An 18,925-nucleotide genomic window follows, 5' to 3' on the forward strand; every position below is an offset into this window, starting at 1 on the left:
GAGGTGAACCCATGAACGTGCAGGACATTCCGGAAACCTGGGATTTGATCGTTATCGGCGGGGGTATCACGGGAGCCGGCATATTCCGTGAGGCCGTGAGGATGGGATTCAGCGTCCTCCTCCTGGAGCAGAAGGACTATTCCTGGGGCACGTCGAGCCGGTCGACGAAACTGGTCCATGGCGGACTTCGGTACCTCAGGGAGGGACATCTCCTTTTGACAAAGGCCGCCGTGGAAGAACGGGAACGCATGCTGAAAGAAGCCCCGGGCCTGGTCGAGCAGGTGGGGTTCCTGCTTCCCGTTTACAAGGGGGCCGGGCCGGGCAAGTGGACCGTTGATATCGGTCTTCTGCTCTATGACCTGATGGCCGGACAGAAACAGCATTCATTTCTCGACCTGGAAGAATTCCGGAAAATGTCTCCGCACCTCAGGCAGGAGGACCTCGTGGGAGGCTTTCGCTTTTTCGATGCCCAGGTCGACGATTGCCGGCTGGTCCTTCGTCTTATCATTGAGGCCGTCGCGAACGGTGGTGTCGCCTTGAACTACACAAAAGCGACGGAAATTCTGTACGACGCGAAGGGTAATGTCGCCGGTGTGGTGGCGGAGGACACGGAAACAAGAGAAACCCGGGAGTTCCAGACAAAGACCGTCATCAACGCAACCGGTGCCTGGGGCGAGAAACTGCACCCGTCGCCTGATCCGAAGCGGCATTTACGTCCCCTGCGGGGAAGCCATATGGTATTTCCTCTCTGGGCGCTGCCACTCGATCACGCCGTGGCGTTCATGCATCCCGCAGACGACAGGGGTTTCTTTGCCATTCCATGGGAAGGTGCCGTCCTGGTCGGTACGACCGATATCGATCACCATCAGGACCTGTCCGAGGAACCGGTCATCACGAAGGAAGAGGTGGACTACATGATGGAAGGGATCCGGTACTATTTTCCCTCCATCGAGCTGTCTCCCGCGGACTGTCTCTCCACATTCGCCGGTGTCCGGCCTGTCCTGAGCGAGGGGAAACTTTCACCGTCCGAAGAATCCCGTGATTACGCGGTCTGGAAGAAACAGGGAATGGTCACCGTGACGGGGGGAAAACTGACCACGTTCCGGCGCATGGCCTGGGATACACTGAAAGCAGCAGCGGCCTTTCTGCCGGAAATGAAGGAGATCAGCAAAAAGGACCCTGTTTTTGCCAAGGTCCCTGAAAAGGTCACCCGATCGCAGGGGCTGACGAAAAAGACGTGGCGGCGTCTCTACGGCAGGTATGGTGAATCGGCGAAAGAAGTTGTCGCGTCCGCCGCCGCCGATGACCTGAACGCGATCCCTGGTACCGATACGCTCTGGGCCGAGATCCCCTTTACGGCGAACCGTGAACAGGTCCGTCATCTCTCCGACCTGCTGCTTCGACGTGTCCGGATCGGGCTCCTGACGACACAGGGAGGACGTGAGCATATGGAGCGTATCCGCCGTCTCTGCAGCCCCCTTCTTCCCTGGAGCGATCTCAGATGGGAGGACGAGATCGACATGTATCACGGTCTCTGGGATCGGGCCTATTCTCTTCCTTCAACATGACAGGAGGACACTTATGAATTCAAAGGACCTGCTTCTTGCCATCGATTGCGGTACCCAGAGTCTGAAAGCGCTTGTGTTCGACATGAAGGGTACCTTATTGGCCCGCCAGCGCGTGGCGTTCAGACCGTACTTCTCTGATAACCCGGGCTGGGCTGAACAGGACCCGGAGGTTTTCTGGCGATCGCTCTGCCAGGCCTGTCAGGAACTATGGCAGCGGGGTGATGTTCCCCGCGATCGGATCGCGGGGGTATCCCTGACCACGCAGCGGGCATCGGTGATCAATCTCGACCGCAGGGGAAAACCGTTGCGGCCCGCCGTGATCTGGCTGGACCAGCGGAAAACCTATAATCTACCCCCCCTGGGAGGCCTCTGGGGTTTTCTCTTCAAGGCCCTCCGCCTGAGCGGGACCATCGACTACTTCCGTTCCGAGGCCGAGGCGAACTGGATCAGCACCTACCAGCCCGACGTCTGGAGAAATACCCACAAGTATCTTCTCCTTTCAGGTTACCTCAACCACCGTCTGACGGGAGAGTTCGTCGATTCCGTGGGTTCCCAGGTCGGATATATCCCCTTTGATTACAAGAAACTCCAGTGGGCGCCGGGCTGGGACTGGAAATGGAAGTGTCTTTCAATGGAAAGGGAAAAGCTGCCGAAGCTCGTTGACGTTGGTCAGCCCCTGGGTACCATCACCGAGGAAGCCTCGCGGGAGACGGGACTGCCGAAGGGGCTCCCTGTTATCGCCGCCGCGGCAGACAAGGCCTGCGAGGTCATCGGGTCGGGAAGCCTCGAGCCGTCCATCGGATGCCTGAGCTATGGAACGACGGCGACCATCAACGTGACGAGCGAAAAATATATCGAAGCGGTGTCGATGCTGCCGCCCTATCCGGCGGCGATACCGCGCTGGCACACCATAGAGGTGCAGATATTCCGGGGATACTGGATGGTGAGCTGGTTCAAGGAAGAATTCGGCCACCCCGAGATCGAGGAGGCGTCGAAACAGGGCATAGAGGTAGAAGAACTCTTTGACGAACTGATAGAAGACGTTCCCGCCGGTTCGATGGGGCTGATGCTCCAGCCGTTCTGGAGTCCCGGGTTGAAGGTGCCCGGCCCGGAGGCAAAGGGGGCGGTCATCGGGTTCGGTGACATCCATACCCGGGCCTATCTCTACCGGTCCATCCTGGAAGGCCTGGCCTACGCTCTCAGGGAAGGAAAGGAGCGGATAGAGAAACGCACCGGGATCCCCATCACGACGCTGCGGGTCTCGGGGGGCGGTTCGCAGAGCAGAAAGGCAATGCAGCTCACGGCGGATATCTTCGGCCTGCCGACGGCAAAACCGCATCTCTACGAAACATCGGGACTCGGTGCGGCTATCGACGCCGCTGTCGGCCTGAAGCTGTTTCCTGATTTTCCCGATGCCGTCCAGGCCATGACGCACGTCGGAGAAGTATTTGAGCCGGACAATCGAAATCACCAGCTCTATGACGCCTTGTACCGTGATGTCTATAAGCAGATGTACAAGCGCCTGAAACCACTCTATGAGCGGATCCGGGAAATTACGGGGTATCCGGAAAAGATCTCCTGACGGGAGAAGCTGCTGCTGTGTGACCTCAGTGCCGATAGAACAGTTCCTCGTCGTCCTCTTCGTCGCGGTAGGTCCTCTTCCTCCACCATAAGCGGAGAAAGGCCGTCACCAAGAGGAGCGCCCCGATGAAAAAGAGGATCTCGTAAAGATGGCTGCTGAGAAAAAGCAGCCAGGGGATCTGTTTTTTCAGATGCCGGTGCCAGTCGTTCTCCATCTCGTCGAAGGAGAGGCCGAGCACACGTTCAACAGCATCGTCAATTGAAATTCCCGCGCTGAGATATTCCAGGATCTCCGGGATCGATCCCGCTCCGCCGACCTCCACCATGTATTCAACAACGTTCTTGCTCTCTTCGTACGCGAGCGAGAGGGCCGGATCGTTCCGGGGGAACCCGTGATGAAGCCTTCGAAGGGGTATCCAGTTGCCCGCGGCGCCCGCCCTGCCCAGAACGGCGGGACCGTTTCTTATTATGACCTCCGAGATACCGTCGCTCATCCACTGGGCGACACCTTCGTCAAACCAGCGTGGAAGGTTTTCCTCCTTGATGTGCCGGTGCAGCAGCAGGTGGCACATCTCATGTTTCAGTGTCACAGGGAGACTGAAGGGGGACAGGTTCATCCGTGAATGGTCGATGATGATGAGGTCTTGTTCGGGGATGGCCACGGCGACGAAAAGCTCATGGGAAACTATACGCTGGAACCGATCCCTTGCACCCACGAGGACGATACGTGGCCGGATGTCGAGGTGCCAACCCAGCCGTTCCTCGATTTCCGACCTGATCGCGGGGTATATCTCGAGGACCCGCCGGGCGTCTTCCTCCAGGGGATCATCATACAGAACTTCAGCGTCCTGCGACCCGATCAGCCAGTGTTCCGTTCCACCGGCCGGTTGAATCGGGGTATGAAAAAGTATAAAGACGAAGAGCATGATAACAAGTTTTTTCATGCAGGTGCCGTTCTCCCGATGAAAAACCAGGCCGGTTCTGCTGACCGGCCTGGACCGCCGGTTTCTTCAGTGGGATCAGAGTATCGAATCGACCGGAGAGATGCAATTGTTTTCAGAGGAGGGAAGGTCTTTTCGGGCGGGAAGGAAAAAAAGGCCGTCACGAAGGACGGCCTTTTTCAGTTGAGAACTTTATTCCGGGATGACGCCTCACTGCAATGAGCGGCATCCCCGGAGACCAACATTAATCACCAACCTCGCCGGTCACCCAGTAATGTACCAGCTTGGGGTGGTTCTTGATGAACTTCTCGGCGGCGGTGTCTTCATCTTTTTCATAGAGGTCGACGAGTTCGTTGACCTGATCGATGGTAAAATACAACCGCGACAGAAAGCTGCTGACCTCGCTCGGGAAAACGTCCATGAAGTCACGCCGGCCGATCATGTGGCTCCGTTCTTCCGTTCCGAGGATCTTCCGCGGTTCTTCGATATACCTGATGTCGAACCGGCTGAAGGCAAAGTGAGGTTTCCAGAGGGTTACCACGACCCACTCCTTGCGCTGCATGGCCCTTTTCAAGGATGCCACCATGGCGTAATCGCTGCCTTCAATGAGTTTCCAGTCCTTCAACTCCGGATATCGTTTCATCATGAGAGCGGAATGCTGCATCAGGCCGGAACCGGGGTCGATACCGATGATCTTCCCGTCACATTTCTTCATCACTTCGGCCTTGCCCATATCGGTAACCGAATTGAAGACGTCCTTGGGTATGTAGTTCGGCACGGCCCATCCGAGACTGGCATCTTCATAGATGGGGCCGAAATCGCAAACCTTGCTGGCGATCTTGTCCCAGTATGCTTCGTGGGTCATGGGCAGCCAGGATTCAATGAAAAGGTCCAGATCACCGTTGGCGATTGCCGTGTAAGCAACCCCGATATCGGGGTTGGTGATCTTGACGGGCTGGCCGATCTCTTTTTCCATGATGTATTTGATCAGTTCTCCTTCGGCCAGCGCTTCGGACCATGCCACAACACCGAAGCTGAGCGTTTTCTTTTCCTCTGCCGCCGCCGTTCCGAACGTGAATGTTACCGTCATCACCGCCGCCAGCAGCAGGCATAACACAAATTTTTTTCCCTGTATCATGATCGATGTACTCCTTTTTTGATTATTTAAATAGTTACTGTTTGCATATTGATCCACTTTACCTGAGTCTTTTGATCAATTTTCCAGAAAATGTTCACCTCCTTCCATAGTGTCTGCATTTGTCCGATTGAACCGAGTATGATTCCATTGAAGCTGCATATACATCAACCGAGCCTGCGTCGCCCGATGCTCCGCGTTGCCCGGTCAAGGATGATGGCGACGATGACCACGGCGATACCCGCGACGAATCCCTTTCCTACAAGCATTCGCTGGATACTTCGAACCACTTCAATGCCGAGACCTCCGGCGCCGATAAGGGCCGCGATAACGACCATCGAGAGAGAAAGCATGATGGTCTGGTTCACGCCGGCCATGATCGAGGGACGTGCCATGGGGAGCTGTATTTTCCAGAGCAACTGGAAGTAACCGCACCCGAAGGCCTCTCCTGCTTCCACCAACTCCGCGGGCACGCCGCGAATTCCAAGATTGGTCAGGCGAACCGCCGGAGGAATGGCGAAAATAGTCGTTGCCACTACCCCGGGAGCGGGACCCAGTCCAAAAAGTATGACCGCGGGTATGAGATAGACGAACACCGGCAGGGTCTGCATGAAATCCAGGATGGGCCGGACGATACGCTCCACCAGGTCGGACTTGCCCGCCACGATCCCTGTGGGGATGCCGAAGAACAGGGCGATAAACGCCGCAGTCAGTGTAAGCGAGAATGTTTCCATGGTTTCAGGCCACAGCCCCACGTTTGCCGTAAACCACAACCCGACAAAGGCAAAGATACCGGTCCCCAGGCTTGTCATCCACCACAGCACCGGAATCAGGATGATGCCCAGGACGGGGATCGCAATGGACAGCCCGTTAAAGGGAAGTGGGACGACAGGTACGAACGAGAGCACCGCGAGGATGCCGCTGTTGATATTCGTTATGATGAAAGTGATCGAATCGAAAAGACCCATGAAATTCAGGGCGATCCAATCGATACCCACATCGATCCAGTCGTCCAGGGGGATAAGGCTTTTCTTTCCAATTTCGTCGAACAGGTCGGCGCCGTATTCCTTTGACAGCGCCGGGATACACAGAATGTGAAGCAGTATCACTGCAAGAAATGAATATATAAGGAACCGGGCGGACCGGTCCGGTCGTTTGATCTGACGGATCATCTGAGTTCTCCTTTGCCGGCTTCTTGTGTTGCATTGCCGTTGGAACGCCCTTTCTCGAGAATTCCCTGAAGGACCTCCTTTTCGGTGATGACACCCTGGAAGACGCCGATATCGGATACCACCACGACGGGATTGACCGATGTTTCGAGACGGATGTACATCAGGTCCTTCAAGAGCATCTGATCGTCGGCCATCAGAAAGACCCTGCGCGCGTCCTTTGAGGGCATGTGCGCGTGGGCATGACGGAGGGGAAAGGTACGACCCCGGCGGATACATCCCAGGGGACGGGAGTTCTCATCCAGGCAGTAAACAACATCCCGGTATTTCGCGAAGAGAGAAGGTTCTTTTCCCAGGACCGATGCGTCCACCGGGATTCCCCCGTCGCGGTTGAGGGGAAGTCTCCGGGCAATGGTGCCGAGCGTTATGACACCCGTGGCATCGGCGTTTTCCACGAATCTCGTGACATATTCCGTTTTCGGGTTCACGATTATCTGCTCGGGCGTTCCCATCTGCACGATGCGACCCTGCTCCATGATGGCGATCTTGTCGCCGAGCTTGAGCGCTTCGTCGAGATCGTGGGTTACGAAGAGAATGGTACGCTTGACCTGATTCTGCAGGTTTATCAGCTCGTCCTGCATGTTGACCTTGATGAGGGGGTCCAGGGCACTGAAAGGTTCGTCCATCAGCAGCAGGTCTCCTTCGGAAGCGAGGGCCCGTGCCAGGCCGACCCGTTGCTGCATCCCGCCCGAAAGCTGAGGAGGGTATGCCTTGCCCCATTCGCCAAGGCCGACAAGTTCAAGGATTTCCTGGGCTTTCCCCTCACGGTCCTTCTTGGGAATTCCCTGCACTTCAAGGCCGAAGGCGACGTTCGAAAGCACGGTTCGGTAGGGGAAAAGGGCGAAATGCTGAAAAATCATTGCCATCTGTTTTTCCCGTACCACCCTCAGTTCTTTTTTCGTCAGACGGGTGACATCGATCCGGTTGCCGTTGCTCTCAAGGTAGATCTCACCGCTCGTCGGTTCCACTAGCCGGTTGATGCAGCGAAGGAGGGTGGATTTACCGCTGCCTGACAGGCCCATGATACAGAACAGGTTTCCCGATTCCAGATGGAAACTGACGTCCTGTACACCCACGACCTGCCCGGTCTTTTCCAGGACTTCTTCCTTTGATGTTCCCTGCCTGAGGAGAGCGATGGCTTCATCGGGTTTATCGCCGAATATTTTATAGACGTTTCGCACATCAAGTTCTGCCATTACCGAATATCCTTTGCTCTGCTTATTTGATCTTTATTATGTGACTCTGAGTTTTTCATGGAAGAGGCGTCAGAGGAATGACCGGATATTTATTCCACGAATAACAATATGAGTACTAATAATTATTAATAATATATTAAATGTGCGAATTATACGTTATTGAAATATGTTTGTCAAGGCACGGTTGTGGTAAAAGCAGGGATCGGGGGGCAGGGATCAGGGATCGGAAAGGTCCGACTATCGATACAAGAAGGTATGAGTTGAGGATGTATTAATTATCTTATTGAAGTAAGGTAATAAATAGTAAAACCGCGAATACGGATGGTGCGGGGGATCGTTAGAAGCGCCCTTTGATCGCGCTTCCGCCGAGGTAGGCTTCCTGGATCTTTTCATTGGAACGAAGGTCGGCGGCGGAACCGCTCACCGACACGCGGCCGTTTTCCAGTACATGACCGCGGTGGGCAATGCCAAGGGCCTTTCTGGCGTTCTGTTCCACCAGGAGAATGGATGTTCCCTGGCGGTTTATCTCCTCGATAATACGGAATATCTGGCTGACCAGGATGGGGGCGAGACCGAGAGACGGTTCGTCCAGAAGAAGGACTTTCGGCGAGCTCATCAGGGCACGACCAATGGCCAGCATCTGCTGCTCACCGCCGGACAGTGTTCCCGCCAGCTGGCGCCGTCGCTCGCGCAGGATCGGAAAGAGATCGAAGGCGCGTTCCTTGGCATCCCGAACGGCCGCCTGGTTCCTTCGTATCGTATAGGCGCCGAGGTTGAGGTTTTCCTCCACCGTCAGCGTTGAGAATACTTTTCTTCCTTCCGGCGACTGGGATATGCCGCGTTCAACGATCTCATGGGGCGGGATATTTCTGAGCGGTTCATCGCGCAGCGTGATGGTGCCGCTTCGTGCCGGGACGATTCCCGAAATAGTGTTCAGAAGAGTTGTCTTCCCCGCCCCGTTCGCGCCCAGGACGGTCACGATCTCACCCTCATTGAGGTGGAGCGACACGTCGCGAAGCGCTTCGATGGCGCCATACGTAACGGAGAGAGACTCAACGGTCAGTATCGGATTCAACGGTTCAGACACGATATCCCCTATTCTTCTTCCTTGCCCAGGTAGGCCTCGATGACCCGTTCATCGTGATAGATATCCCGCGGGGTCCCCTCGGCTATCTTTCTGCCGCCGTCCATGACGCTGACCCAGTCCGATATGCCCATGACGACGTTCATGTCGTGTTCTATGAGGAGGATCGTCAGGCTTTCCCGATGGATCACGGTCTTGAGAAATTCCATGAGGATCTCCGTTTCCCGGGGATTGAGACCGCTGCTCGGTTCGTCCAGGACGAGAAGTTTCGGCTCCGAAGCCAGGGCCCTGGCGATCTCCAGCATGCGTTGACTTCCATAGGCGATATTTTTCGCCAGTTCATCCCTGAAACGGGAAAGGCCGACCTGGTTGAGCCGTTCCTCCGCGTTTCGATGGATCCGCTGCTCTTCTTCACGCTGCTTTCCCGTTCTGAATATGGATGCCCAGAGTCCGGCCCGGCCGCGGCAGTGCTGGCCGGCCATGACGTTTTCCAGACAGGTCATGTTCGGAAAGAGGCGGATGTTCTGAAAGGTCCGGGCAATGCCAAGGGAGACGATCTGATGGGGTTTACGCCCCGTGATATTCTTTCCCTTGAAGAGAATGCGGCCTTCTTCGGGCGCGTAGATGCCGGTTACCACGTTGAAAACGGTCGTTTTCCCCGCTCCATTCGGCCCGATCAGGCTGAATATTTCTCCTTCATGTACCCGGGAATCGAATTCGCCCACCGCTGTCAGTCCTCCGAAACGCTTGGTGAGGTTCTGCGTTTCCAGAACGATGTTGTTACCGGAATTCCGGCGGTGCGGTTCAGCCATCTTTTTGCCTCATTCTGGTCAGCAGGGAGGTGAATTCGACGCCGCCCCGTTTTCTCGGCCATGCCCCTCCCGGTCTGAACATCATCATCAGGATCATGACCGTTCCGAAGACAAGCATGCGGTACATGGCAAATGGCCGGAATATTTCAGGAAAAAGACTGATGAAGGCTGCTCCGATGAGGACCCCCGGGATTGAGCCCATGCCGCCGATCAGGACGATGCAGAAAAGCATGCACGATTCCCAGAAGGTGAAGCTTTCCGGTGATACGGCCATGAGTTTGCTCGCGTAAACGTTTCCCGCCACACCGGCAAGTGCCGCTCCCAGGACAAAGGCGAGAAGCTTGTATGATTTGACATCGATGCCGCCTGCCCCCGCGGCGAGTTCGTCCTCCCTGATGCAGTTCCAGGCCCTGCCGATCCGTGAGTTCTGAAGCCGTATCAGGCCGATGATGCTCAGCGCGACGATGACCCATATGAGATAGTAGAACTCGATGGAGGAATCGATAACGATTATGTTGCCTATGGCCGGGAAATCAATACCGAAAACACCGTTCGGGCCTCCCGTCAGGTCAAAGGGATTATTGATGAGCGTCAGGCGGATGATCTCCGCCATGCCGATGGTGACGATCAGCAGGTAATCACCACGAAGGTGAATAATAGGAAAACAGACGACATAGGCAAAGAGCGCGGCCGCCAGGGCGCTCACGGGAAGGAGCGCCAGGATCGGGACGCCCAGCTTCGTGTTGAAAATGGCAGTAACATAGGCGCCGATGGCGTAAAATCCCGCATGGCCGAGATCGAAGAGGCCCACTTCGCCGAGAACGATGTTCAGGCTGAGCCCGAGCAGGGCGTATATGCCGAAGAAAAAGCCGATATCGATGTAATAGTTGTCGACAAAGAAAGGGTAAATGATGAAGGCGCCGATGACGAGAAACAGCAGTGCCGGCTGTGACCTGAAAAAATACTGGATCGACGCGGACCTGCTCTCCTTCATGGCACCTACACCTTTTCAGCCGTTTTCTCGCCGAAGAGACCCGTCGGGCGGAAGATCAGAACGAGGATGAGGATCAGGAAGACGAACACATCTTTCCATGCCGCGGAAATGTAAGCCGCGCCGAGCATTTCAAGCGTGCCCAGGATGAGCCCTCCGAACATGGCTCCCGGAAGGTTGCCGATCCCTCCCAGGATGGTCGCCGTAAAGGCCTTCAGACCGTAGTTCCAGCCCATGGTGAAGCTTATCTGGCGATAATACATGCCGACCATGACGCCCGTCATGGCTCCCAGGGCTGGTCCGAGCGTGAAGATGAAGAAAATGACCTTGTTGAAATTGACCCCCATCAGGGAAGCCGTATCACGGTCAAGGGCGGTCGCCCTGATGGCGGCGCCGAAGAGTGTTTTTTGGATGATGTAATAAAGGATCCCCAGCAGGAGGAATGACAGTACCAGAATAACGATCTGCAGCAGGGTGATGTTTATGCCCCAGAGATCGAGACGGACGTTCGGGATCAGTTTTGCCGGATAGGCCTGGTACCGGGGGCCCCAGATGACCATGATGGCGTTCTGGAGAAATATCGAGGCACCCAGTGCCGATACGACCGCCGGCAGCCGCCCCGCCGGATAGATGGGCCGGTATGCCGCCCGCTCGACCAGGATTCCCACCACCGCCAGGCAGAAGGCGGCCATGAGCATTGCCGCGACCATACCGCCCCAGAGGCCGAAATGCGTTGTTATCAGCGCCGCACCGAAGACAAGGACGGTATATCCGATGTATGAACCGAGGGTGAAGAAATCTCCGTGGGCGAAGTTGATGAGCTTCAGAACGCCGTAGACCATGGAGTATCCAAGGGCGATGAGAGCGTAAAAGGAACCGATCGTCAGTCCGTTTATTATCTGTTCTATGACAACTCGCATTGCTTCCTAATGAACACAGCACAGCAACCCCAACCAGGATGGTTGAACGGCTGCCGTGCTGTCGATTTGTTCTGCTGTGGCGGAGAACCCGGAAGAATAATGAAATTACCGGTTATTCCGAAATAACGATGTTTCCGCTGTCGTCCACAACATAGAGATAAAAAGGAACACCTTCCCGGTCACCCTCGGCGGTGAACCCGATGGGTCCCGTGATGCCGGGTACACCGTTCACGTCGTTTCTCAGGTAGTCAGCGAGGACCTTGGAATCGGTCGAGCCGGTCTTGTCGATCGCGTAAGCGATGATGTTCAGGGCATCGGCAGCATAGATCGGCCAGGGGCTCGATGGGATTTCGCCGTATTTGTCCTTATAGGCCTTCAGGAATTCTTTCGCCTTGTCATAGGGGAGATCGGCCGGGAGGGGTTCGTTCGTCATATAACACCCCTTGGCATTGTCGATACCCGCGATCTTGGTGAACTCGTCATTGATCGCCGCGTTCCCTCCCACGAAGGGGCAGGTGATGCCGATTTCCCGAGCCTGGCTGACGAGAAGGGCCGCCTCGGCGTAATAACCGGTGAAGTACCACACATCAGGCTTCGATTCTCGAAGGTTCGTCAGCGACACATGGAAATCCTTCTCACCGGGCGTTATGGCGTCATAATATACGATCTCCACCGTTCCGGCGTCGATCATGGGCTGAATCGCGCGCTTCGTGTCCTCGGCGAGACCTTTGCCGAAGGCCGTGTTGTCGTGCATGATGGCGATCTTCTTCGCGTTGAATTTCTTCGGTACATAGTCGGCGAAGAACTTGCCTTGCGAATCGTCCCGCCCGCAGGTGCGGAAGAAATATTCAAATCCCCTCTGTGTCAGGCGGACCGCCGTGACGCCGTAGCCGATATTCACCTTTTTGAATTTTTCATAGATGTTCGATGCAGGTTCGCATATGGAGGAACCATAGGTTGATACGGCGGCCACCACATCTTTCTGACCTACCAGTTTCTGGGCCGCCAGGGCGCCCGTTTTCGGTTCGCCCGCATCATCGACCACCCTGAGCTCCACCATGCGACCTCCCAGGATGCCGCCCTTGTCATTGATGATCTGCGCGGCAATCTCGCATGACTGTTTTGCCATTTCGCCCTCGTAAGCCCAGGGGCCGGTGATCGGGCCCTGAAGCCCTATCACGACTGGTTTTCCGGCTGCCATGCTGCTGAAGGGCAGACAAAAGCATACAAGTAAACATACCAGTAACACATTCCTGAACATTCTCATCGGCGCCTCTCCTTTTTTGGTCTTTCGGGCTAGTGCCCTCTCTCAAATCCCTTTCAGAAGGGATATCCGCTTCGGCCTGCTTCCGTTCGATGCACCGTGGAAGGTGTGCCAAAAGCGCAGGAAGTATATGGAAGCAGTGAAGCTCTGTCAAGAATAAAGTGGTTTCGCGAATTTCGGGATGTCCGGTTCCGCCGCTATGCCCCCGCCTTTTTGCCGCGGACGACGATCGGTGCCAGTTCGTCGTATTCGCGCTGTGTCTGCAGAGAAATGACCGCGATAATGACGAGTGCCCCCCCAAATATCTGGAGAGGCTCAAAGGTCTCTCCCAGAACCAGGTACGCGATGAGCGCCGCCGAAATGGGTTCCAGGGTGGCCGTTATGACGGCCCGGGTGGACCGGATGTGGTTTATTCCGGCAAGGTAGAGTCCGAAGGGGATGATCGTCCCGAAGAGGGTCACATAGAGGATCAATCCTCCCTGTTCGATCGTATATCCGGCCGTCAGGTGCCGCAGGGGGTTTCCGAAGAAGCTCAGCGAGAGAACGGCAAAGGCCACGGTATAAAAGATAACCGTCCATGGCGAGTACTTGTGCATTCCCCGTTCACCGAAGAGGGTATACCCGGCAAAGGCAAAGGCGGATGTAACCCCCCAGATGATGCCGAGACGGTTCATCTTCAGGAGGTCGATGTTGTAACCGCCCACTACGAGATAACAGCCGGAAAAGGCCAGGAGCAGGGCGAGGATCTTGATCACCGTGGGCCGTTCCTTCCAGAAGAGCATGGCATAGAGCGCCACCAGGAGCGGGGCGAGATACTGCAGGAGTATCGCAGCGGCAACCTGGATCCTGCTGATGGCGAAGAAATAGGATGACTGGACCAGTGCCGTGACGACGCCGCCCAGAAAGAGAAAATAGGGTATGTCACGCGGTTCTATCACCAGAAGCCTTCGGTTGAAAAGGAGGAACACCACCAGCAGTATGATCGTTGCAAGAAATACGCGCAGATAGATCAAGGCGAAGGGAGGGACCCCCGAATGGAACAGAAATTTCCCCGCCGTGCCCGATGATGCCCACATCAGGGCGGCCATGACGACAAGGAGATATCCCCGTGACGGATTATGCTGCATGTCTTCTGTTACCACACCGGCATTCGTTCTCGCTGCTTGATACGGTATCGGTGATATTTAATCAAGAGGGAAATGAAATGCTGAGTGCCTAGGTGCCTAAGTGCCTGAGTGCGGGATTCGGAAATCGTTATTCGTGAAACGGGGTTTTGTTTGTAGTTGCCCGATTCATCGGGCGTTTCTTGAAAGTGACAAAGTGAAGGGCATGAAACGTTCTCGAATCCCGGATCACGATTCCCGTTTTCCCCCGGCGGGTATTTTCAGGGACATTTTCGTGCCTGCTCCCTCGGTACTCTCGATGGTCAATTTTCCGTATTCGGGTCCATAGAGGAATGTCAGCCTCTGCTGAATATTGGCGAGGGCGATGCCGGATCCGCGATGAGCGGTGTCCGTGCCGTTCAAGATCATCTTCACTGTTTCCCCGGACATGCCGATACCGGTGTCTTCAACGGTGATACGCAGGTCATCGCCGTCCCTGTCCGTTGTTATGGAAACCGTCCCACCCCGGTCACGTCCTGACAGACCGTGTTTTATGGCGTTCTCAACGAGGGGCTGAAGGGTGAAGGGTGGGATGGACCAGGAACCGCTGTTGTGATGAAGAGAATAGATAACGGTGATCCGTTCCCCGAATCGGGCCTTTTCAATTGTCAGGTAGGATCGAACGTTCTCCAGTTCCTCTTCGAGGCTGACAAGACCTGTCTCGCTGCTTTTAAAGGTTCCTCGGAAAAAGTTTCCCAGGTGAATTATCAGATCACGCGCTTTCTCCATGTCGCTGCGGCACAGCGAACTGATGGTGTTCAGGGCGTTGAAGAGAAAATGCGGGTTGATCTGGGCCTGTAGCGCCTTTATTTCCGCCTTGGTCAGAACCTGCGCCTGTTTCTGGATCTCTTCAAGCTCGAGCTGGGTTGAAAAGAGGTGGGCCAGCCCGATTGCCAGTTCCCTGTCTACCCTGGTGATGCGGCTCCCCGGTTCCTTGTAGAGCGTCAGCGTCCCTGCCACAACATCCTTTTTACTGAGCGGAACAATGATTCCGCTGCAGGGATGGCGGTCCGGACCCGTTGGCCTGCCGTGCTTTTTTGCGCCGATCACCCGGTATGCACCGGTCTTGATAACTTCCGCCGTCGGCGGGCTGAGTTCACCGGTACCAGCGGGCTTGTGCTCACCGACCGTTCCCCGGAAGGCGAGCGTTCCGTGGCGGTCCGTGATCGCCACGCCGGCCACGTCGGCGATTCTGTGTATGATCTCGGCGGTCTCTTGTGCCGAACGCTCGTTCAGACCGGTTCTGAGGTGTCCCACTGTTTCGCGGGCGATCCGCAGGGCCTTCTGCGCCTGTTCCGCCCCGGCCTTTTCTTCTTCCCGGCGGATGATATTGATGACCTGAATGAAAATGGCCGTGCCCAACGCGTTCAGAAGCATCACGGGGAATGCGACGATCTGCACGACGGTCAGGGCATCCGTGAATGGTGTGCTCGTGCCGAGCACCAGCAGCATCTGAAGGGATTCACCGATGATCGCCACGGCACCGGCGAGTTTCCAGTCGATGGCACGGCCACGCCGGTAATGAAATATCAGACCGGCCCCGATCCCTTCGATAAGTGTGGCGAAACCGCAGCCGAAAGCGGTGAATCCACCCAGCAGTAACCGGTACCCTCCGGCGATCAGGCCGGCCCCCAGTCCTACGAAAGGACCTCCCAGGAGCCCCGCCGTTATGACCGCCATACCCCTGAAGTTAGCTATCGCTTCCATGACGTTTATTCCGGCGTTTGTCCCGATGACGCCAAAAACACCGAATATGAGGGTGATCAGGATCTTTTCATACGTATCGGCCCGCTTCTGTAGTATCTTCCTGAAGGCGCCGAGTTGCATCAACACAAAGCACGCCGTCACAATAAGACCGAAACGCTCAACAAGTGTGATGAACAGATCGAAGGCATTCACACCATCGACAGCCTTTCTTTTTCATGTTATTTCCGATGAAGAAGAACACCCCGATCAGGAAACCGATTCCCGTCAGAGATGTAATATCCGTTTCAGATGTTTCGCGTTGTTTCTGCTGACTTGGATTTCCGTGCCGTGGCTGTCTCCCATGGTCAGGAGATATTTGCCGTCAAACCAGGGGATCAGCCCCCTGACATGGTTAAGGTTGACAAGGCATCCCCGGTGGACCCGGAGAAAATGCTCATCCTTCAAACGATTCTCAAGCTCATTGAGTGTCATGCCGCAGGAATATGATTCTTCCCATGTGCAGACCCTTATCTTACTGTCGGTGGTGCTGCAGAAAAAGACATCCACCGGTGGCAGGAGCAGGATCTTCCCTTTGTCGGCAACAGGTATTCTTACCAGTTTTTTTGATTCAAGCGTACCTTCAACCCGTTCGATGATCTCCTTCAGATCGGACAGGTCCAGTTTCTTTACCCGTGCCTCTTTGAGGCGTTGAACAGTTTCCGTAAGCCTTTCACGGGAAAAGGGTTTGAGAAGATAATCAACGGCCCTGATGTCGAATGCCTGAATGGCGTATTCGTCGTAGGCAGTGGCGAACACGATCGCCGGCGGGTCGGGAAAGGTCAGGATTTCCCGTGCCACGTCAAAGCCGCTGACAACGGGCATGCGAATATCGAGAAAAACGACATCCGGTCTTGTTTTTTTCAACAATTCAAGCGCTTCCTTCCCGTTTTGCACGCAGGCGAGGATCTCGACATCGCCCATTTCCGAAAGAAGATGCAGCAACTCATCACGGGACGGGCGTTCATCGTCAGCGATAATGCAGCGTAGTATCATAATACCTATGGTTCCCGGGGGTTTGTGGTGGGGTATGTATCATGAAATGACCATTTCGTAAAGTATTGTTTTTCCTAGCTCATAGGGATCAAGATGACGGAAAGGAGCATGATTCGGCTTTTTTTGCACGGCATTTGAAACGGCTGTTTCCACCGTTCAATCCGAAAAATGTGCATTTCACAGCCTTTCCTTTATTGCTTTAACAAATCTCGATACATGTCACCCCGCAGGTATTTCCTCACTATGTTTTAACATTTTCAACGGATTGGAATCATATCCCGGGAGGTACAGAACCAATGGTACACGAATTGAACGTGAGCCAGGCGATATCCGAAGCGCTCCGCCTGGCCAGTGTGAGCATTATTTCCATGTGTTCCGTCACTCAGAGAACTGATCTTGTGGGAACGCTTTCCCATGGCTGTATGCAGAACAGATTGCAGGCACGGTTACTGCCGGTGGAAAGTGTCCGTGGCGCCCTTGCCGTCTCGATGGAAGCTGCGCGGGCCGGGATTCGGTCGTTCGCAGTAACCTATAACCGTGGCCTGTCATTGATGCGGGAGTATGCCCTCTGGTCATCGTCTGCTTCGCTTCCCCCGGTGGCGATCGAGATTGAGGGAGACGGGACCGCTTCCCTGGATATCTGGATCGAGCAACGGGAGCATCTTGTCCGGAAACATGTGAATTGGATACAGGTCCATTGTGAGACGGCCCAGGAAGTCCTCGACACGATACTTGTAGCATACCGAGTCCAGGAGACGGTCGGATTGCCCGTCATGATCGTCCTTGATGAATCATCTCTGGATCGTTTCCCTGAACCGGTGAACATTCCGTCTCAGAAATACGTTGACCGTTTCCTGCCGACCCTCATGAGAGAATATCGTCCCGTTATAAAAGAATCAGCACTCCTGCAATTTCGTCTGCTCCCCGGTGATTCCGGTGAATCGGGATCTCTCGTTGATGCATCCACGGAACGTGTGCTGGTTCGATTTGAGGAGATCGAAGAATATTTTATGAATGTTTTTCAAAGGTCCTATGCTGCCGCGGAGGCGGTCAACTGTGATGACGCGGATATCATCCTGGTAACGGCGGGGATGACGGCCGACACGGCCCGCCGGGTCGTTGAAGCATTGCGGGCGAAAGGCGAAAAGGCGGGACTTCTCAGGGTCAGGCTCCTGCGTCCCTTTCCTGCTGACCTCATCCGCCGAACACTTGCGCCGGCACGGAAAGTCGCCGTCGTCGACCGGGACGCTTCTCTTGACGCACGGAACAGGATAATGAAGGAAGTTGACGCGGCTCTTCATGGTAACGTGCCCGTGCCTGCCGTTTTTCCCTATGTTGCAGGGATCGGGGGTCGCACGGTGGGTGCCGGTGAACTTGAAGATATCTACTGGAGAACCAAGCGGGAAGATCAACCCGACGGTGAAGGTATCTGGCTTGATGCCCGCATGACATCAAAATGGAATTCAGTGTGAAAAGCCGGTAAAAATATGAAGAAATATGGGCGTGAAACCGTTGCCCTGTCCGCGGCCATTTTATCCTTGACAGACAAAAAGGGAACGGGATATAAGTCGCAGTTCATAACGAGCGGCCATCTCCGTCCCCATCGTCTAGAGGCCTAGGACACCGGCCTTTCACGCCGGCGACCGGGGTTCGACTCCCCGTGGGGACGCCAGAATACCATCAGGGGGTTAGGCGAAAAGCCAACCCCCTGATTGCTTCTGAAAAAGTATTTTTCCACACTATACCCCACAAAGCCAGTAGAAATAAAAGACCCACAGATATTCGGTAATTGACAAACACCCCTAAAAGTGCTTTTTATCAGAGCGTTACAAGGGGGGTAATTCCACGTTTCAATAGTGCATGACGGATTGCGTCAGCAATAAGTTCATTCGCTTCACGGGGCAGGGGGGCTCATGAAGGGATTGAAAGAGCCGTTGCCACTTCCTCACTCTTTTGCGACACATCTGCTCGAGAGCGGTTACGATATCAGAACGATACAAGAACTTCTTGGTCACAAAGACATAAAAACGACCATGATCTATACCATTTGTTTAATCAGGGACCAAGGGGAGTGCGAAGTCCCGCAGACACACTTTAAAATATTAGGTGTAGGGGATATTATACAGTTTCTGTATAACACCCGGCTGAAGCGGAGCGTTAGGTAGTGACCGAATATATTCACACCCGTAAGGAGATTTTCTGCAATGGACATTCTACGGATCTTCAACATCACCGAAAGTGCTCACCGCATCCATAACCCGTTCACACCCGAAAAGCTCGCCACTCTCGGCGCGGCGCTGCG

Annotated in this window: 16 protein-coding genes, 1 tRNA gene and 1 pseudogene; 6 read left to right on the forward strand and 12 right to left on the reverse strand. The window is 55.0% G+C overall.

The genetic code is table 11. From position 1 onward, the window contains the following. Window positions 1-11: 11 nt before the first annotated feature. Together JXO48_07485 and JXO48_07490 are read left to right on the forward strand one after the other, a co-directional pair. Window positions 12-1,568 (forward strand): glycerol-3-phosphate dehydrogenase/oxidase, encoded by a 1,557-nt coding sequence (locus JXO48_07485; protein MBN2283717.1) that lies wholly within the window; start codon window positions 12-14, stop codon window positions 1,566-1,568. A 13-nt stretch (window positions 1,569-1,581) separates the two neighbouring features. Then, window positions 1,582-3,150, forward strand: a complete 1,569-nt coding sequence (locus JXO48_07490) for an FGGY-family carbohydrate kinase (GenBank protein MBN2283718.1) — start codon at window positions 1,582-1,584, stop codon at window positions 3,148-3,150. A gap of 25 nt (window positions 3,151-3,175) precedes the next feature. Here JXO48_07490 and JXO48_07495 read toward each other — a convergent pair whose 3' ends face one another. The 12 genes from JXO48_07495 to JXO48_07550 form a co-directional block, all read right to left on the reverse strand. Next, window positions 3,176-4,093 carry a hypothetical protein gene (locus JXO48_07495; protein MBN2283719.1) on the reverse strand — a complete coding sequence of 306 codons (918 nt, stop codon included), beginning with the start codon at window positions 4,091-4,093 and terminating at the stop codon, window positions 3,176-3,178. 241 nt (window positions 4,094-4,334) lie between these two features. Further along, complete coding sequence (locus tag JXO48_07500; GenBank protein MBN2283720.1) at window positions 4,335-5,228, reverse strand: glycine betaine ABC transporter substrate-binding protein; 894 nt, start codon at window positions 5,226-5,228, stop codon at window positions 4,335-4,337. A 164-nt stretch (window positions 5,229-5,392) separates the two neighbouring features. Then, complete coding sequence (locus JXO48_07505; GenBank protein ID MBN2283721.1) at window positions 5,393-6,193, reverse strand: ABC transporter permease subunit; 801 nt, start codon at window positions 6,191-6,193, stop codon at window positions 5,393-5,395. 200 nt (window positions 6,194-6,393) lie between these two features. Further along, window positions 6,394-7,650: a glycine betaine/L-proline ABC transporter ATP-binding protein gene (locus JXO48_07510; protein MBN2283722.1), complete on the reverse strand. Its 1,257-nt coding sequence runs from the start codon at window positions 7,648-7,650 to the stop codon at window positions 6,394-6,396. Between the two features lie 337 nt (window positions 7,651-7,987). Further along, window positions 7,988-8,716, reverse strand: coding sequence for an ABC transporter ATP-binding protein (locus tag JXO48_07515; GenBank protein MBN2283723.1), 729 nt, complete (start codon window positions 8,714-8,716; stop codon window positions 7,988-7,990). Between the two features lie 29 nt (window positions 8,717-8,745). Continuing rightward, the gene (locus JXO48_07520; GenBank protein MBN2283724.1) at window positions 8,746-9,546 is read right to left on the reverse strand and encodes an ABC transporter ATP-binding protein; all 801 of its coding nucleotides are present in this window, start codon (window positions 9,544-9,546) and stop codon (window positions 8,746-8,748) included. Then, on the reverse strand, window positions 9,539-10,540 hold the full coding sequence (locus JXO48_07525) for a branched-chain amino acid ABC transporter permease (GenBank protein ID MBN2283725.1): 1,002 nt from the start codon (window positions 10,538-10,540) through the stop codon (window positions 9,539-9,541). The genes JXO48_07520 and JXO48_07525 overlap by 8 nt, the downstream gene beginning before the upstream one ends. A gap of 5 nt (window positions 10,541-10,545) precedes the next feature. Further along, window positions 10,546-11,457, reverse strand: a complete 912-nt coding sequence (locus JXO48_07530; GenBank protein ID MBN2283726.1) for a branched-chain amino acid ABC transporter permease — start codon at window positions 11,455-11,457, stop codon at window positions 10,546-10,548. A 112-nt stretch (window positions 11,458-11,569) separates the two neighbouring features. Continuing rightward, complete coding sequence (locus JXO48_07535) at window positions 11,570-12,718, reverse strand: branched-chain amino acid ABC transporter substrate-binding protein (GenBank protein ID MBN2283727.1); 1,149 nt, start codon at window positions 12,716-12,718, stop codon at window positions 11,570-11,572. Window positions 12,719-12,918: 200 nt separating this feature from the next. After that, window positions 12,919-13,863 carry an EamA family transporter gene (locus JXO48_07540; protein ID MBN2283728.1) on the reverse strand — a complete coding sequence of 315 codons (945 nt, stop codon included), beginning with the start codon at window positions 13,861-13,863 and terminating at the stop codon, window positions 12,919-12,921. 210 nt (window positions 13,864-14,073) lie between these two features. Next, window positions 14,074-15,783 (reverse strand): histidine kinase, encoded by a 1,710-nt coding sequence (locus tag JXO48_07545; GenBank protein ID MBN2283729.1) that lies wholly within the window; start codon window positions 15,781-15,783, stop codon window positions 14,074-14,076. Window positions 15,784-15,855: 72 nt separating this feature from the next. Then, window positions 15,856-16,623, reverse strand: coding sequence for a response regulator transcription factor (locus JXO48_07550; GenBank protein MBN2283730.1), 768 nt, complete (start codon window positions 16,621-16,623; stop codon window positions 15,856-15,858). 296 nt (window positions 16,624-16,919) lie between these two features. Here JXO48_07550 and porA point away from each other — a divergent pair, with 296 nt between their 5' ends. The 4 genes and pseudogenes from porA to JXO48_07570 form a co-directional block, all read left to right on the forward strand. Beyond that, complete coding sequence (porA, locus tag JXO48_07555) at window positions 16,920-18,095, forward strand: pyruvate ferredoxin oxidoreductase (protein MBN2283731.1); 1,176 nt, start codon at window positions 16,920-16,922, stop codon at window positions 18,093-18,095. Window positions 18,096-18,219: 124 nt separating this feature from the next. Next, window positions 18,220-18,295: transfer RNA gene (locus tag JXO48_07560), tRNA-Glu, on the forward strand. A 274-nt stretch (window positions 18,296-18,569) separates the two neighbouring features. Next, a pseudogene (locus tag JXO48_07565) lies at window positions 18,570-18,788 on the forward strand (tyrosine-type recombinase/integrase). A 39-nt stretch (window positions 18,789-18,827) separates the two neighbouring features. Then, window positions 18,828-18,925 (forward strand): SAM-dependent methyltransferase (locus tag JXO48_07570; GenBank protein MBN2283732.1); only part of this gene is annotated, 98 nt, incomplete at its 3' end.

It is taken from the genome of Deltaproteobacteria bacterium, from assembly GCA_016933965.1.
In the GTDB taxonomy this organism is placed as follows: Bacteria; Desulfobacterota; Syntrophia; order Syntrophales; family UBA2210; genus JAFGTS01.